Source organism: Polyangiaceae bacterium (genome assembly GCA_020633235.1).
Taxonomy (GTDB): domain Bacteria; phylum Myxococcota_A; class Polyangia; order Polyangiales; family Polyangiaceae; genus JACKEA01.
The window spans coordinates 251160-268250 of record JACKEA010000006.1 but is presented as its reverse complement, the minus strand read 5'-3'; the positions used below and the strand labels follow the sequence as shown (position 1 = coordinate 268250).

The following is a 17091-nucleotide window of genomic DNA, read 5'->3' as shown; positions in this document are numbered from 1 at the left end:
CCTCGCTCTCGCGAACGATGGGGTAGCAGCCGAGCGCTATTCTAGAAATTACAAAGACCTGATAAAAGTCATTCAGATTCTTTGAACAACCCCCTCACCCTGGACCAGCTGCGGGTGCTGGACTCGATCGAGCGGTTGGGCAGCTTTGCCCGAGCGGCCCGGGAGCTTTCCCGGGCCACCAGCGCCGTCAGCTACTCGGTCAAGACGTTGGAAGAGTCCCTGGGGTTGCGGCTGTTCGACCGCAGCGGTCACCGCGCCGCCCTCACCCCCGCTGGGCGGCGCGTGCTCGACGAAGGGCGGCGCCTCTTGGAGCACGCGGACCGCTTGCGCCGCATGGCGCGGGAGCTCCGGGACGAATGGGAACCACGGCTCGCCATCGTCGTGGAAGGCATCTTGCCGATGCCCCCGATCCTCGGCGCCCTCCGTCGCTTCGGCGAACGCGGCGTGCCCACGCGCGTCGCGCTTCGGATCGAGCATCTTGCAGGAGTGCGCGAACGCTTCGTGCGAGAGCGCGCAGATCTGATGCTGAGCATCGACTACGTTGGCGATGCACACCACGTGGCAGAGCCGCTACCGCCGATCTCCATGTTGCTGTTGGCACGAGCGGATCACCCCGTGCTGAATGCAGGGGGCGTGGACCGCGCGCGGCTCGCCGAGCACGTCGAGCTGATCGTCGAGGATTCCGCACGCGACGCGGAGCCGCGCACCGGACGCCTGTCCCTCGGCAGCCCCCAGGTGTTTCGCCTCTCGGATTTCCACACCAAGCGTCAGGCGTTGCTCGCCGGTGTGGGCTTCGGCTGGATGCCGGAGCACCTCGTGCAGCAAGACTTGAGGTCCGGCGCGCTCACGCGCGTCGGCTTCGTGGAAGGCGACGAATACGTGTTCACGCCACAGCTCGTGACACGACGACGAGATCCGGGGCGCTCCGCCTCACTGTTCCTCGAGCTGCTCGCGGAAGAGACAAAACGCGACGGGACTTCGCGCCGCACCAACAAAAAAGATCGAGGTCGGCGGTAACTCCCGCCGGCGGCAACGCGTAGGCGCACACGGAGGGTGAGCCTCGGCGATCCCAGAGCCCCATCGCTCTCGGATCCCGTCGAGGTCTCTCTCGTGGCGCTGCCCCTTCGGGCGGCGCCGTCTCTTCATTTGCGAATACGAACCACCGACAAAAGGGGATCGATCATCATGATGCGCACACGAACTTTCGTACTTCTTTCTGCGATCTTGTCCCTCGGCCTTCCCGCCTGCGGGAGCGACGACGACGGGGGCGGCAGTGGCGGCACGGCCGGCAGCGGTGCCACTGGTGGCATGGCGGGAAGTGGCGGCGCGTCGGGCAGCGGGGGCATGGCCGGCATGGCGGGCAGCGGCGGCATGGCGGGCAGCGGCGGCATGGCCGGCGCGACATCGAGCTTCAAGGTGAAGATCGAGAACGTGTCCGGCTCGAGCGCGCTGCCCTCCGGCGTATCGCCCACGTTGCTCGTGCTGCACACTGCACCCAATCCGTTCTTCGAGGTGGGTAAGGCGGATCCGGGGCTCGGACTCGAGAGCGTCGCGGAGGACGGCGACCCGAGCGCGTTGGTCACCAGCCTGACGACCGCCGGAATGACGGCGATGGCGGTGGACACGCCGGTGGGCAAGTCGAGCGCAGGCCCCGCGTTGCCCGGCGACAGCTTCGAAGCGGTGATCACCGCGCACCCCGGCGACAAGCTCTCAATGGCGGCGATGTACGGACAATCCAACGATACCTTCATTGGCGACGACGGCAGCGGCATCGCGCTGTTCGACGGCAGCGGCGCGCCGCTGGCGGCGCAAGACGTCACCTCGCAGATCGCGCTCTGGAACGCCGGTACCGAGCGCGACGAAGCACCGGGATTCGGCGGCTCCCAGGCCCCGCGGCAAGCCGCCCCCAACACCGGCCCCGCCGAAGGCGTGGTGGCGCCGCGCACGGACCCGACTCGCGCGCTGCCCGTGGCATCGGCCATCGCCAACGTGACCGTCAGCGAGAGCGGCGGCACGTTCACCATCACCATGGAGAACGTGTCCAAGGCCATGGGCGTGGCCATGTCGCCGATCTCGCCCGCGTTCTACGCCACCCACGACTCGAGCTGGAGCCTGTTCACCCTGGGCAATACCGCACCCGCGGGCCTCGAGAACCTGGCGGAAGACGGCGATCCTTCCATGTTGGTGACGGCCAACACCGGCGCCAGCGGCATCGGCGAGGTCGACTCCGCCGGCTCGCTGACGCTGCCGGGCGCGTCCCTCTCCTTCTCCGTCACGCCGACGGCGGCAGCGCCCATGCTCTCCTTCGCCAGCATGGTGGGGCAGACCAACGACACCATCGTCGGCACGCCGCCCGAGGGCGTGGCATTGATGGACGCTGGCACCGCGCGCCCCGCCGCCGACGTGCAGGCCGACATCATGCGCACGCTCTCGCTATGGGACGTGGGCACGGAAATGAACGAGGCGCCCGGCGTGGGTCCGAACCAAGCGCCGCGGCAAGCCGCTCCCAACACCGGCCCCGCAGATCCGAACGACAAGGTGCGCCGCTACTCCGACACCACCAACGACTGGGACGCGACCCACCTGAGCAAGTTCGCCGGCGTCACCATCAAGAACGCGGGCGGCCTCAAGTTCGACGTAACGGTCGAGAACGTCAGTGCCAACACGGCCTTCGTGGGGCTCATCTCTCCGGTGGCCTGGGCCATCCACGACGCGACCGCCAGCATGTTCAAGACCGGCATGCCCGCTTCGCCGGGGCTGGAAGCCTTGGCCGAGGACGGCAAGGGAACCACCCTCTTGAGCGAGCTCTCCGCCATGAGCGGAGTGATGAGCTCCGGCTCCGAGGGCAGCGGGCCGATCATGCCCGGCAACAGCGTGACGTTCCAGGTCACCGCCGACGCGAGCCATCGCTTCCTGAGCATCGCCAGCATGGCCGTACCTTCGAACGACACCTTCCTGTCCTTGGGCGAGGGCGGCATTGCGCTTCTGGACGGCAGCGGCGCTGCCCGGAGCGACACCGACATTGCCAACGACGTCGGCGCGCAGCTGGCGGCCTGGGACGCGGGCACGGAACAGAACCAGGGCTCCGCGCTGGGGCCTGACATGGCGGGCCCCGGGCTTCAGTCCGGTCCGAACATGGGCGCCAGCGAGGGGGACGGCACCGTGCGCGCGTCGAGCTCCGACCTGTGGCCGCTGCCCGCCGCCTCCAGCGTGGTGAAGGTCACCATCGAACCGATGTGAGCCGCCGCTTCCCGCCACGCTGCCCGTGCGGCGTGGCGGGAGGCGTCACGCTTCGAGCGGATCGAAGTAGATCTCGTCGAGGGGGAGGATGCACCCAATACTGCGAAGCTCGACTTCGCCGCGCGCGAGCACCGTCGAAGCTGTCCACTCTCCGCCGCGCTCGCGTTGCCAGTGAGTCACGCTTCGCTCCGAGGAAGATACGAGCAGCACCTCCCTCAAGCTTTCAATCCGCTTGTAATGCTCCAGCTTCTCCCCAGCGTCGTAATCGGCCGTGGTCGGACTGAGTACCTCGAGCAGGAAGATCGGGTTTACCGCCGTGTGGCGTTTGGGATCTTCCGAATCGAGTTCGATGTCGCCGCAAATCACGGATGCGTCGGGGTAGGTTCCGAGACCGGTCTCGACGACACGCACTCTCAAATCCGAGGTAAAGACTCGACAGCGTTTCCCCTTCAGGCTCTGGCGAAGGTGGCCAATCACGTTACCGGCGATAGCCGCGTGCTGTGGCGAACCGCCTGCCATCGCCCAAGCCTGACCATCGAGATACTCGTGCTTTACCGTGCTCATCTCTTCCAGGAGCACGTACTCCGCAAAGGTGAAACGCTGGTGAAGCGACTGAGTCACTCTACGAGTCTACGCTACGCGGGCGTGTTTGCCACCAGGCCTGCTTCGGCGCGGATGCGCGCCACGTCCAAGTGGCGCAGATAGGCGACGAGGTTCTTCCACACGGGATGGAAGCCGAAGCCGCCGTTCGTCATCTCGTCGATGGCGCGCTCCTTCGACCAGCCCTGCACCACCACGCGATACACCGCCACCAAGAGCCCGGTCCTGTCTGCTCCGTGCTGACAGTGCACCAGCACGGTTCCACTCTCGGGATTGGTCACGATGCGCAAGAAGCGCACGACGTCTTCGTCTTCCGGGTGCCAGGCGTTCATCCGGATGTGCTCGCTGCGCAGGGGCAGCGTGCCGATCTCTTCGCTGTCCGAATGCAGCGAGCGGAGGTTCACCACCGTGGTCACGCCCAACGCCGGAAGCTCGCGCATGCCCTCGGTGCTGGGCTGAGCACTGCGGTACAGCCGCGACGAGACGCGATGCAGGTTCGGAAGGCCGGGGCGCGCGACGCGCGGTGCGTACCAGGCCGCGGGCTTCCGCGGCGAACCAACATCCTGATGCTGGACCGGCGCGGAACAGGCCGTGAGCAACAGCACGAGAGCGAACGCCCGCATGACCCCGAGCTTACTTCACCGGAGCGAAACGTCGACCGTCCGCCGGGCGCCGTCGCGAACCACGACGGCGGTCAAGTGCGTCGCGCGGGCCAGCGTCGCTAGGGCTCGCATGGCCTGTTCGGCGTCTTTCAGCGTGAAACCATTGACGCTCTCGATGCGATCGCCGCGGCGAAGGCCCAAGCGATGGAGCAACTTGCCCGGCGTCACGGCCTGCAGCCGGAGGCCCGACGCCCCCGACAGAGTGGAGAGGTCGATGCGCGCGCCCAACGTCTCCGGGTGAGCCAGCGCGGTTTCCAGCACGGAGCGGTCCACTTCGAGCTCGCCCGACGTGGATGGCGGCGGGGGCGCCACGAGCCTCTGCGCGTCGCCCATCACCACCTGGCACAGCGCCTTCCCCGCCGTCAACCACACCGCCGGCCGCCGCAGCCGTGGGTTCTCGCCGACGTACACCACGCGACGGTCTTCCACGGATCCCTTGAAGCCGCGCGTCACGCTGCCGCGCGCGCTTCGGATGCTGGCCAGCGATGCATGGTCGTCGTCGAGCTGGCTCACGGCCGTGAGCGTCAGGCCCGCGCAGCGCGGCGCTGCCAAAGGGTCCGCCCTGAGCACCGGCGCCGGCCCGCGACCCGCGGGCGCGGGTGGCACGACTTCTTGGACCGGCTCGATGACGACCGGCTCCGCCTGCGCCCATAGCTCCGGAAGCACTCCGGCGACGGACAGGTTCGCGCCCCCCGAGAGCACCGCGATGACGATGCCGGTGACGATGCCGTGGGGAGCGCGCGGGCGGAGCACGACGCACTCCAATGCGATCGCCGTGCCACGCGAAACGCCGCAGGAAATCGCACAAACGCGCGTTCGAACCCAGCCAGAATGTCTCGCGCACCGGAGTGCTCGGACAACCTGTCACAATCATGCTAGGTGGCGGCCCCGTGATTGGCATCGTGAACCTCGAGAAAGCGTTCGGCCCGCAGACTTTGTTCGAGGGCGTCACGCTGCAGCTGAACCCCGCCAGCCGCTACGGCCTGGTGGGCGCCAACGGCTCGGGCAAGACGACCTTCCTGCGCATCCTCACCGGGGACGAGCCCGCGAGCGGCGGCGAGGTCACCTTTCCGAAGAACGCCCGTGTCGGGGTGCTGCGTCAGGATCGCTTCCTGAACGACGACCAGATCATCCTGGACGTGGCCATGATGGGCGACGAGATCGCCTGGAAGGCGCTGGCGGAGCACGACGCCCTCGCCGAGCAGGAGATGCCCGACGCCCACCGCATGGGCGAGCTCGACGAAATCCTGCGCGCGCACGACGGCTACACCCTGGAATCCCGCGCGGCGCAGGTGCTGGTCGGCCTCGGCATTCCGGAGAGCGCGATCCGTCAACCGCTGCGCACGTTGAGCGGCGGCTACAAGCTCCGAGTGCTGCTGGCGCAGGTGCTCGTGGGCCAGCCCGACGCGCTGTTCTTGGACGAGCCCACCAACCACCTGGACATCTTGAGCATCCGTTGGTTGGAGCGCTTTCTCTCGAGCTACAAGGGCTGCGCGGTGATCATCAGCCACGATCACCGATTCTTGAACAACGTGGCGACCCACGTTCTGGACGTGGACTACCGCACCATCAACCTCTACCCCGGCAACTACAACGACTTCTTGGAGCAGAAGGTCGCCACGCGCGACCGCAAGGAGAGCGAAATTGCCAAGGCCGAGAAGGCCATCGCCGACAAGAAGGCGTTCGTGGAGCGCTTTCGCGCCAAGGCCACCAAGGCGCGGCAGGCCCAGAGCCGACTGAAGCAGATCGAGAAGATCGAGATCGTCGAACTGCCGCAGTCTTCCCGGCGCTATCCGAAGTTCCGCTTCGACATCGTCCGCCCCAGCGGCAAGGACGTGATCGCTCTCGAGGACGTGAGCAAGGCCTACGGCGAAAAGCAGGTGCTGAGCGACGTGTCACTCACCATTCGCCGGGGAGAGCGCGTGGCGGTGATCGGCGCCAACGGCCTGGGCAAGTCCACGCTGCTGAAGATCGTGACGGAAAACCTGGACGCCGACGCCGGCACCGTCAGTTGGGGACACGAGACGCAGGTCGGCTACTTCGCGCAGGACCACAAAGATCAGCTCACGGATCCGAAGCAGACCGCCCTCGACTACCTGTGGGACATCTGCCCGCAGGAGGGCACCAGCTTCGTGCGCGGTGTGCTCGGACGCCTGTTGTTCTCGGGGGAGGACGTGGAAAAGAAGATCGGCGCGCTCTCCGGAGGGGAAGCCACCCGCTTGGTGATGAGCCGCTTGATGGTGCAAAAACCCAACGTGCTGGTGCTGGACGAGCCCACCAACCACCTCGATCTGGAATCCATCGAGGCGCTGGTGGCCGCTCTCGAAAGCTACGAGGGCACGTTGATCTTCGTGTCCCACGATCGCTGGTTCGTGTCCCAGCTGGCCACCCGCGTGATCGAGGTCAAAGCCGACGGCCTGAACGACTTCGCGGGCAGCTACGACGAGTACCTGGAGCGCGAAGGCGACGACCACCTGGACGCGGAGAGCGTGGAGCTCCGCGCCAAGAGCGAGAAGAAAGCGCAACGGGGCGAGCGCCCGCAGAAGGACAAGAAGGTCAGCAAGAATCGCCAGAGCGCGCTGCCAAAAGAGCGCGATTCGGTGATGGAGCGCATCGAGCAGACGGAGCTCAGGCTGGCGCAGATCCGGGAGCGCTACTGCGAGCCCGGATTCTTCGAGACGGACGAAGCGCCCAAGCTCCGGGCGGAGGAAACCAAGCTGGAAACCACCGTCGCAGAGCTGATGGAACGCTGGGAAGAGCTGGAAGCGGAAATCGCCGGCGCCTGATCAGGGTGCTCCACAGCCCAGGTAAGCCAAGATCTTTTGTTTGTCCGCCGCGGAAATGCCACCGGGCGGCATGCTCCCGGACTGGATGCGTCCGGTGATGGAGCTGAGCTTGCTCTGGACGGAAGAGTGCGATCCGGCCCAGCTGTGGCACTTCGCGCAGTTGTTCGCGAAGAAGGCTTGGCCGTAGCTCGCCCAGGTGTCCGTGCAGGTGGTGGTGCTCCCGCCGGTACCGCCACCGCCGGACGTGCCGCCGCTGCCACCGCCGCCAAAGCCCCCGGTCCCACCACCGGAGCCGCCGGTACCGCCGCCGCCGCCGAAGCCACCGGTGCCACCGCCACCACCGAAGCCGCTGCAGCTGCCGCTGCTGGGAACGCAGGTCTTGTATGGGTCGTTGGGATCCTGCATGCAGGTGGCTCCCGACGGACACGCGTTGCTGTTGGTGCAGTCGAGGGCGCAGTAGCCTGGTGTCGTGCTGTCACCCTGTAGCCAGCAGCCAGCGCTCTGGCCATCACCACAGGTGGAGTCGCTCGCACATGGCTGGCATTGCACGGTGGTGGGGCCACCGCCGCAGGACCCTCCGTCCGGGATGCACGTCTTGTACTGGTCCCCCGTATCCTGGATGCAGCTCGAGCCCGACGGACACACCTGACCCAAGGTGCAGTCGAGAGCGCAATACGCGGGCTGCCCGGTGCCATTGCCGATCCAGCACCCCGCGCTCTGGCCATCCCCGCACTGGGAGTCCGTGGAGCATGGGTTGCACTCCACGCTGGTCACCGTGGTGCCGCCGGATCCGCCTCCGCCGCCCGTGGCACCGAAGCCCCCCGTGCCGCCCCCAACGCCGCCGCCACCCGTGCCGCCCTGCGCGCCAAAGCCGCCGGTGCCGGTGCCGCCGGCACCGAAACCACCCGTGCCGGTGCCGCCGGCGCCAAAGCCACCGTTGCCCCCCGTGGCTCCGATGCCACCACCACCACCGACCGCGCCGACGCCACCTCCGCCGCCGCTCCCCGTCGCGTTACCACTACCCCCGTTGCCTTTGAGCACGCCGCTGTCAGTCGGCGCCGCGCAGGCAAGAGGAACGAACAACAACAAGGGTGTCAGATAACGTGCTTGCATCTTTGCTCTCCCGAAACGAGTGACCGCCGCGCGCGTCATGCGCAGCACGTCGGTGTACCGTTCGTACCCACACGTAGCGACAGCAGGCGACGGAAGTGCGTGACCGTAATGAAAAAGCCGACCACTTCAAGCGAGCGATCTCGTTCGCTGCAATTTGAAATGCGCAACAACACTGCGTTCGAAAAGTTGCAGCGCGAGTCCGCCTGCACGTCGCAGTGATCGCGTTCAGCCGGGAGACAGGAGTCCCGGTGGGATGATGCCGGGTGGGATCAATCCGGGCGGCAAGCCCAACGGCGTGAGCGGACGCTTCTTCTTCTGTGGTGCTGCAGCGACGAGATTGTCGACGTAGGCGGTGAAGAACGGCGTGCTGACCGACTGCGTGGGGAGACGCGACGACAGCTGCACCGCGTATTCACCCGTCTCGGGCAGCGCACAGGTGACGGTGAGCGCCGCTCCGGCCTCCACCACCACCTCCGTCTGCCCGTTTGCCGGCGGCGGCAGCACCTGACACGGCGCCCCGCGAAACCCCGCGGTTTGCCCCTGATACAGCGCCATGAGCTGGCCCGGCACCCGCTGCGTGACGCGCGTGCGGAGCTGCACCGCGATCTGCCCTTGGGCCGGCGCGCGATAAGGCAGCGGCGCCGTGAGCTCCCAACCGCGTTCGAAGAACGGACGTTCGAGAACGGGCTGCGCCGCGAACTCCGCAAAGCTCGCGGGCCGCTCGCGGAGCTGCCAGCGCGCGTCGTCCGGGAAGTGCGAATTGAGAAGGAGCTCCGCCGGTGGAAACAGGAAGTCCGTCCGGTAGCCCGGCGGCGCACCGGGACGTGTGTGGCCGCCGTCCCACGCCACGTCCACGGCGAACCAGCCGTCGCCGATGCGGGCGACGTTCCAAACGTGATCCGCCGTGGCGGCGGTCGCGTACGGCGCGCGAACGACGCCCGTCACCACCAGCACCTCGAGCCCCGCCGCCTTGCCCAGCTCCGCCAACAGCGCCGCATAGCCCGCGCTCGTCGCCGTGCGCTGGCGGAACACGAGCTCGGGATCTGCCGCTTGCCCGCGCGGCAGCTCGCCACCCGTGCCTTGCACGTGGAGGATCTCCCAGTCGTGGAGCACGCGCAGACGTTCGTAGGGGTTTTGCACCTGCGCCGCGATGGCGCTCCCCAACGCCTGGATGCTCTGCTCCGCGCCGGGCGGAGGCTGCGCGGCGAGGGGGTGCGGCCCTCCGGGAAGCGGCCAGCTCGGCGGCGGTCCACCCCAGCCCTCGGCCACCACGGCGCCACTGCCGCTTCCGCCGAGGCTGGCGGGCGGGGTCGGGTAGCGCGGTGCGGTCGTTCGCCGGCACGCCGCGATCAGCGAAATGCCGGCGAAAAGCGCCAGGAGCCCCACTCGCATGGCCGCATTGTACGCGCTTCCTCTGCGCGGGCTTCCGCGCCGGGCCAACATCATCATCCATCAGGGATTTCTGGATGTCGGTCCGGCGCGATACCCGTCGCGTTCAGCCCGGAACGTAACTGCCCACGAAGCCTTCACCCCCCGCCACGGTGAAGGCACCGCTCGGATACACCACGCACTCGCTCAGGGCGTCGGGGGCGCTCGGCGTCATGTCCGTGAAGGTCTTGCCGCCGTCGTCCGAAACCAAGAGCAGGGGATCGCTGGTCTTCGGATACTCGCCCACCGCCACGATGCGCGAGCCGTTGGTGCACACGCCCCGAATCCACGTCGCGGCAGAGGGAAACAGCTGACCCACGTCGAAGGCCTGCCAGTCCGCGGGGTCGCTGGGGTTCGCTTGCGAGACGTAGATCATTCCGCGGTGCGTGTCCTGGTTCACGCCCCCCACCACCACGCCGCCGGACGGATCCACGTCGATGCCCCACATCTCGCCGCTGAAGGATCCCAGCTGCACCACGCTCATCTGCCATGGCTCGCTGGCGCTGGGGTTCGGCAAGAACATCATGGGCGGCTCGGAAATCGTGGCGCCGCAGCCGTAGAACTTCCCGCCGTGCTCCTCGAGGTCGAGGATCTGGTAGCTCTTTCCGCCACCGTTCGCCCAGTAGGACGCGTTCACCCAAGAGAGTGGGTTTGCGCCCACGGAATCGTCCTTGCGGTACAGCATCTGATAGCCGTTCAGGGATTCCGCCAGGGCCGAACATCGGCAGCACGACGAAACGTGCCCACGGTGAAGGCGGTGTCGATGGTGGACCCGTACTTCAGCACCACCTCGAGCTTGTAGGGCTCCGCGCTGGTATCGAGGGAGATCACGGAGCGGGAACCGTTGTCCGTGCCCGCCAAGTACAGCTTGCCGTCGGCGTGCTGCTGCTTGCAACCCGACGCCAACGCCAGCAAGACAGCCAACGAAGCGATCCTCCGAGTCTTCATCACACGTCGCCCTTTCCGGCGCCATGGCGGCGCCGAGAGCACCTCAGCAACCGCCGTGCCGGAGGACTCACGGCGGAACGTCGATGGAAACAAAGAAGCGCCGTTACCCGAGGGCAACGGCGCCGGAGGGTGCTGTTACGTCAGATGGTGGCGGACGCCTTCTTGGTCGTCCGCTTCTTCGACTTCTTGCCGGTGCCTTTGCCTTTGCCTTTGTCCTTGCCCTTGGCAAAGAGCAGTCGGTCCAGCCACTCGGTAAGCGGCAAGGCGACGTAGATCGACGAATAGGTACCAAACAGGATGCCGATGATGAGCGTGAGGGAGAAGTCCTTCAGCGCGCCGGTGCCCCACACGAAGAACGCCAACAAGCTGATGACCGTGGTGCCGCTGGTGAGGATGGTGCGGCTCAGCATTTCCGAGAGGCTCACGTTGATGAGGCTCACGAAGGTGGCCCCACGGAGCCTGCCCAGGTTCTCGCGAACACGGTCGTAGACCACCACCGTGTCGTTCACCGAATAGCCGATGATGGTGAGGATTGCGGCTACGGTAGTGAGGTTCAGCTCCTTGTGCAGCGCGATCAGCACACCGATGGTGGCCACGGCATCGTGCATCAGGGCGATGACGGCGCCGGGAGCGAACCGCAGATCGAAGCGGAACGCGATGTAGGCCATGATGAAGACGAGCGAGATCGCGATGCTCTTCAGCGCGGCGTCCCGGAGTTGGGCGCCCGCCTTGGGACCGATCCACTCCACGCGGAGGGCCGTATCCGGCACCTTGTCCATACCCAGCGTCTTGCGGAGGCCGGCCATGAGCTGGTCGCCCTTGCTCATCAGCTGGATTTCCACCTTGTGATCGCGGGCATTCTGGATGGTGGGGTTGTTGGCACCGGCGCGGAGCTCGATGCCCCCCACCTTGCTCATGCGCTCCTTCACCCAAGCGAGATCCGGCGTATCCCGGAAACGAACGGTGATCTTGTCGCCGCCCGGAGAGAACTTCACCTCGGTGCTCTGCTTGGCCTCCGGGCACTGGGTCGCGTCGAGGTTCTCGCCGTAGCAGAGCTGCCCCTCGATCTCCGCGCGCTTGCCTTCACTGATGGTGGAGACTTCCTGCACCCGAATCAGAAATCGGTTCGGGTTGTTCTCGTCGTCCACCTTGATGACGTCCGGGTTCGAGAACCCGGCGTTCCGCACGGCCTCACGAATCTCTCCGCTGGACGTGGGGGCCTTGAAGGCGACCTCGATCTCCGTACCGCCCTTGAAGTCCGTTCCCAGGCGGGGGCCAGGGTAGATGATGGCGACGATGGAGCTCAGCACCACGACGACGCTGACGCCGACGAAGATTCGCCGGCTGCTCATGAAGTCGAAGACTTTGCCGATTGGGAAGAATTGCATGGCTCAGCCGATGTCGAGGCGCTTGAGGCGGCCGAAACCGCGGACCCAAAGGTCGAACAGCACGCGGCTGACGACCAAGCTGGTGAAGATGCTGATGGTCACGCCCACGATGAGGGTGACGGCGAAGCCCTTGATGGGACCGGTGCCGTACTGAGCGAGCACGATGCCGGAGATCAAGGTAGTGAGCTGCCCGTCGACGATGGCGGACAGTGCCTTGTTGTAGCCGAGCTCCACGGCAGCCCTTGGGCTCTTTCCGGCTCGTATTTCCTCACGGATGCGTTCGTTGATGAGCACGTTCGCGTCCACGCTCATGCCGATGGTCAGTGCCAGACCCGCAATGCCGGGCAGCGTCATGGAAGCGCTGAAGCTGGCGAGCACGGCGAGCTGTAGGAAAAGGTTCATGCTCACGGAGATATCCGCGATGAACCCGGCACGCCGGTAGTACAGGACCATGAAGATCAGCACCAACAGGCCGCCGCCGAACGCGCCTTCCACGCCCAGGCGAATCGAATCCCGCCCCAAGGACGGACCGATGCGCTGCTCGTTGGTGGGTGAGATGGGGGCCGGGAGCGCACCGGACCGCAGCACCAGCTCGAGCTTTCGCGCGTCTCGCAGCTGAATCTCCGGATCGTTGGAGCCCAGCGTGATACTCGCGTTGCCGCCGGCGATGCGCGTCAGGATGACCGGGGTGCTCTCCACGCGGTTGTCCAAGATGATCGCGAAGCGCCGCTTCACGTTGGCGCTGGTGATCTTGTCGAAGATGTGGCCGCCCTGGTCCGTGAAGGTGATGGCCACGTGCCAGCCGCCCAGGCTGCCTTGCCCTTGATCCGGCACCGCAGCGGCGTCCCGCACCAGATCACCCGTGATTTCGGCCCGGCTCTTGAGCAGATAGGTGCGCCAGCCGTTCTCCGTCTCCTTCAGGGTGTCGGGGTCCGTCTTGTAGACCAGCTCGAAGCCCACCTCGCGATCGGGCGGGACTTCCAGCGTGTTGACCCACTCCTTGAAGCGCTGCAGCGTCTGCTGGGCCTTCTCGTCCTTCTTGATGGGGAGGAACGCGTAGACCAGCTGCTTGTTGATCTGGTCGCCGTTCTCGTCCAGACCCACGGGAGCGCTCTCCCGCTGGAACTCCAGGCCTTCCGGCAGGCTCTCCTTGGTGGCCTTCTTGGCGACCTCACCCATGAAGTCGGTGTCGTCGTCCAGGAGCTTGAACTCGAGGCGAGCCGTCTGGCTGATGATGTCCCGAATGTTGGCGAAGCTCTTTTCGTCCTCGCCCGGGACCTCCACGATGATGTCCTCGTCTCGCGTGCTCACCGCGGCCTCGCGCAGGCCGAGCTCGTCCACGCGGCGCAGGATGATCTCCCGGGCCTGATTCACAGCGCGCTGGCGAATGCCCGTCTCCGCCTCTTCCTTGATGCGGAAGTTCCAGCTCTTCTTGTCCGCGCTCTGGGAATAGGTGAGGTCACCCCGGAAGCGCTCCAGAAAGCGTGAATCGATGATGTTGGGATCCGTGTCGCCGAGAAGCGTGAGGCGGATCACGTTGGCGGGGCGCCGGGGTGCCTCGAGCTTCACCTTCTCACGAAGCTTCGCCAGCGTTTCCTCGCTGGGCCGCTCGTCCCCGGAGTGCAGGTTGAGGATCTTGGCCAGCTCCGCCCGCATTTCCTCGTAGTAGCGGTCGCGCTTGTCCTTGATGGCCTCGTCCACGTCCACCGTGTAGACCAGGCGCAAGCCACCCCGCAGATCCAGACCGGCGACCAGACGGAAGCCGATGCGATCCTTCACGAAAGTGGGGCACGGCAGCTTGTGTTTGGTCAGCACCTCCAGCGTGGGCCACAGGGCGAAGAAGCCCAACAGCCCCACGGAGAGCACCACGCCGGCGCGAACCCGCCAGTTCAGGTCCACCAGGTTGGTAGCGGCGAAGCCCGCCGCCAGAGTCAGGACACCCAGGGCCACCATGGGCCAGAAGGCATCGCTCCAGGCGGCTCCACCCGCAGCCGCTGCGCTCAGAGCCCCGACCCACAGCGGAAGCCGCTTGGATCGACTGAGGTAACCGCCGAGCGCGAACACCGCGAAGATGCCGCCGAAGATGTACGCGATGATGTGTTGGACCACGCCTGCCGCTCACTTCTTCTCGGGGGCGTTGTCCCCCGTGTCCTTGCCGAGAAGGCCGGACTTCAAGATTTCGACCTTCACGCCCGGTGCGACCTCCACCTTGGCGTAGCGATCCCCGAGCTCGACGAGCTTTCCGACGAGCCCGGCTTGGGTAACCACGCGATCCCCCTTCTTCAACGAAGAAATCACCTGCTGCTGCTTCTTCTGCTGCGAGCGCGAGGAGAAGAACATGATGAGAAGCAGCGGGAGCAGCAGCAAGATGGGGAACAGCAAGCTGAGGGAGCCCGGCTGTTCGCCACCTGCGGGCGGGGCGTCTTTCCCTCCCGGCTTCTCCGGTTGGGTCACGGCGGGCTTCACCTCGGCGGGCTGCCCTTGCTGGGGGCGGCCCGGTGCCGGGGGCACGGCTTGGTAGAAGGATGCGGCCGTTGCCAAGCGATTACCTCTTTGTGCGTTGCCAGCTGAAGCGAATCGGTTGGTCCGCACGCGCCGAAACCCGGGCGGCGAACGCTCATCCACGTGCGCGGCGAGCGCGTCGCCGGGCCACGAGGGACGCCGGCTATACCGACATTCCGAGGGCCGCGCAAGCTGGGGGGTCGGGCCGATTTTGGGGGTTCCGTCGAGGGTGCACGCCCGTACAGGATCGTCAGGCTGCAGTCTGCACGTCTTGACACCCTGAAGGCCGGGATGTAGTCGATCGGTCCCCTGCTTTCCCGATCTCCACAGATCCAGGCGCGTAGCTCAGTGGTAGAGCACTACCTTGACACGGTAGGGGTCGGCAGTTCAATCCTGCCCGCGCCTACAAACCGCGTGCGCTCGACCGTGACCTCGTGACGGCCGTGACGGAGTCTCAGCGCACCACTCCGCGCGAGCTTCTCGAACAGGCGGGCAAGCTCGACAAGGCCGTGCTCGCCGTGCTCGTGGACGGCGAGGTCGTCGACTTGATGACGCCGGTGGCGCCCGACAGCGACGTCACTCCCCTCACCGTGGAGGACCCCCGCGCCCTCGCGGTGCTGCGTCACTCCGCTGCACACGTGATGGCGGACGCAGTCCAGCGGCTGTTCCCCGGCACGCAGGTGACGATCGGCCCGGCCATCGACCAAGGCTTCTATTACGACTTCGATCGCCCCGACGGCCCCTTCACGGACAAGGACCTGGCCCGCATCGAGAAAGAGATGCGGCGCATCATCAAGGCCAACAAGCCGTTCTATCGGGAAGAGGTGGATCGCGAAGAGGTGAAGAAGCTCTTCGCGGAGATGGGCGAGCACTACAAGTGCCAGATCATCGACGCCATCCCCGAGGGAGAGGCGGTGAGCCTGTATCGCCACGGCAGCCCAGGCCGCCCGGAGGGCACTTGGGTGGACGTGTGTCGCGGGCCGCACGTGCCCAGCACCGGCAAGCTCGGCGCAGTGAAGCTGCTCAGCGTGGCCGGCGCCTACTGGCGCGGGGACGAGAAGAACCCGATGCTGCAGCGCATCTACGGGACCGCGTTCCCGACCCAAGAGGCGCTGGACGAGCACATGAAGCGCCTGGAAGAGGCGCGGGCGCGGGACCACAGAAAGCTCGGCAAAGAGCTCGAGCTGTTCATGTTCCACGACTACGCGCCGGCGATGCCGTTCTTCTTGCCGCGCGGCGCCGCCATCTACAACCGGCTGGTGGACTACATCCGCGAGCTGTACGTCGACTACGGCTACGACGAGGTCATCACCCCGCAGATCTTCGATCTGGAGCTGTTCGCCACCAGCGGTCACCTCGCGAACTACCGCGAGAACATGTACCTGCCGGTCACCGCGGACGACGTGGACGAAGCCAAGAGCGAGTTCGAAGAGAAGCACTCCGCGGCAGCCTTCGACCTGAAGACGCTGGGCCAGAAACCCATGAACTGCCCCAGCCACTGCCTCATCTTCGGACAGAAGAAGCGCAGCTATCGCGAGCTCCCCTGGCGCATCGCGGACTTCGGGCGGCTGCACCGCTACGAGCGCGGCGGCGTGGTCCACGGCTTGGCGCGGGTGCGCAGCTTCTGCCAGGACGACGCGCACATCTTCTGCACGCCGGAGCAGATGGAGAGCGAGATCAAGAGCTTCAACCAGCTCTTGTTCGAGGTGTACCACGCGTTCTCATTCGCGGACGTCCGGGTGAAGCTCGCCCTGCGACCGGAAAAGCGCGTGGGCTCGGACGAGCTCTGGGACCAAGCCGAAGCGGCCCTCGAGCGCGTGCTGGTGGAGTCCAAGCTTCCCTTCGAGAAGCTGCCCGGAGAGGGCGCCTTCTACGGACCCAAGCTCGAGTTCCACGTGACGGACGCCATTGGCCGCAGCTGGCAGCTCGGCACCATCCAGGTGGACTACTCCATGCCCGAGCGTTTCGGTCTGGAATACGTGGGGGCGGACGGCGCCGTGCACACGCCGGTGATGCTGCACCGAGCGATCCTGGGATCCATCGAGCGCTTCTTCGGCATGTACATCGAGCATGTGGCCGGCAAGTTCCCGGTCTGGATCTCGCCGGAGCAGGCCACCCTGGTGACCGTCAGCGAGAAGCAGGCGGAGTACGCCGAGGGCGTGCGCGCGCGGCTCTCGGAGGCCGGGTTGCGCGTGCTGCTGGATGCCGGCTCCGACAAGCTCGGCGCCAAGATCCGCAACGCCCGCATGATGCGCACGCCGTACATCGCCGTGATTGGCGATCAAGAGGCAGAGAGCGACAGCGTGACCCCGCGCTCCCGGGAAGACGGCGAGCTCGGGGCCATGAAAGTTTCCGAGTTTCAGGCGCGACTACTGGCTGAAGCCAAGCCGCCGCGCCTGCACGTGAAAGACGGATGAACCGGCT

14 protein-coding genes and 1 tRNA gene are annotated in these 17091 nt (G+C 66.4%); 5 read left to right on the top strand and 10 right to left on the bottom strand.

What is annotated here, in order from left to right; genetic code table 11:
* The first annotated feature begins 81 nt into the window (after positions 1–81).
* Together H6717_30945 and H6717_30940 are read left to right on the top strand one after the other, a co-directional pair.
* Positions 82–1017: a LysR family transcriptional regulator gene (locus H6717_30945; GenBank protein ID MCB9581488.1), complete on the top strand. Its 936-nt coding sequence runs from the start codon at positions 82–84 to the stop codon at positions 1015–1017.
* A 168-nt stretch (positions 1018–1185) separates the two neighbouring features.
* Positions 1186–3240, top strand: coding sequence for a spondin domain-containing protein (locus H6717_30940; GenBank protein ID MCB9581487.1), 2055 nt, complete (start codon positions 1186–1188; stop codon positions 3238–3240).
* A 45-nt stretch (positions 3241–3285) separates the two neighbouring features.
* Here H6717_30940 and H6717_30935 read toward each other — a convergent pair whose 3' ends face one another.
* The 3 genes from H6717_30935 to H6717_30925 all read right to left on the bottom strand — a co-directional run bounded on the left by H6717_30935 (position 3286) and on the right by H6717_30925 (position 5255).
* Complete coding sequence (locus H6717_30935; GenBank protein ID MCB9581486.1) at positions 3286–3804, bottom strand: Uma2 family endonuclease; 519 nt, start codon at positions 3802–3804, stop codon at positions 3286–3288.
* A 71-nt stretch (positions 3805–3875) separates the two neighbouring features.
* On the bottom strand, positions 3876–4463 hold the full coding sequence (locus H6717_30930) for a dual specificity protein phosphatase family protein (protein MCB9581485.1): 588 nt from the start codon (positions 4461–4463) through the stop codon (positions 3876–3878).
* Between the two features lie 15 nt (positions 4464–4478).
* Positions 4479–5255, bottom strand: coding sequence for a hypothetical protein (locus H6717_30925; GenBank protein MCB9581484.1), 777 nt, complete (start codon positions 5253–5255; stop codon positions 4479–4481).
* A gap of 137 nt (positions 5256–5392) precedes the next feature.
* On the opposite strand from H6717_30925, the gene H6717_30920 reads away from it, so the two are divergent.
* Positions 5393–7288 (top strand): ABC-F family ATP-binding cassette domain-containing protein, encoded by a 1896-nt coding sequence (locus H6717_30920; GenBank protein ID MCB9581483.1) that lies wholly within the window; start codon positions 5393–5395, stop codon positions 7286–7288.
* Here H6717_30920 and H6717_30915 read toward each other — a convergent pair whose 3' ends face one another.
* From H6717_30915 to yajC, 7 genes are all read right to left on the bottom strand, one after another.
* Positions 7289–8401, bottom strand: a complete 1113-nt coding sequence (locus H6717_30915) for a hypothetical protein (GenBank protein ID MCB9581482.1) — start codon at positions 8399–8401, stop codon at positions 7289–7291.
* A gap of 225 nt (positions 8402–8626) precedes the next feature.
* A complete protein-coding gene (locus H6717_30910; GenBank protein ID MCB9581481.1) occupies positions 8627–9793 on the bottom strand; it encodes a hypothetical protein in 1167 nt (388 codons plus the stop codon).
* A gap of 103 nt (positions 9794–9896) precedes the next feature.
* Positions 9897–10514 (bottom strand): hypothetical protein, encoded by a 618-nt coding sequence (locus H6717_30905; GenBank protein MCB9581480.1) that lies wholly within the window; start codon positions 10512–10514, stop codon positions 9897–9899.
* Positions 10515–10525: 11 nt separating this feature from the next.
* Complete coding sequence (locus tag H6717_30900; protein ID MCB9581479.1) at positions 10526–10777, bottom strand: hypothetical protein; 252 nt, start codon at positions 10775–10777, stop codon at positions 10526–10528.
* A gap of 140 nt (positions 10778–10917) precedes the next feature.
* Positions 10918–12165 (bottom strand): protein translocase subunit SecF, encoded by a 1248-nt coding sequence (gene secF, locus H6717_30895; protein ID MCB9581478.1) that lies wholly within the window; start codon positions 12163–12165, stop codon positions 10918–10920.
* A gap of 3 nt (positions 12166–12168) precedes the next feature.
* A complete protein-coding gene (gene secD, locus H6717_30890) occupies positions 12169–14274 on the bottom strand; it encodes a protein translocase subunit SecD (GenBank protein MCB9581477.1) in 2106 nt (701 codons plus the stop codon).
* Positions 14275–14283: 9 nt separating this feature from the next.
* Positions 14284–14706 (bottom strand): preprotein translocase subunit YajC, encoded by a 423-nt coding sequence (gene yajC, locus H6717_30885; GenBank protein ID MCB9581476.1) that lies wholly within the window; start codon positions 14704–14706, stop codon positions 14284–14286.
* 295 nt (positions 14707–15001) lie between these two features.
* Between yajC and H6717_30880 the strand changes: the two genes are divergently transcribed.
* Positions 15002–15073, top strand: a tRNA-Val gene (locus H6717_30880).
* Positions 15074–15101: 28 nt separating this feature from the next.
* Positions 15102–17084, top strand: coding sequence for a threonine--tRNA ligase (thrS, locus tag H6717_30875; GenBank protein MCB9581475.1), 1983 nt, complete (start codon positions 15102–15104; stop codon positions 17082–17084).
* Positions 17085–17091: the final 7 nt, after the last annotated feature.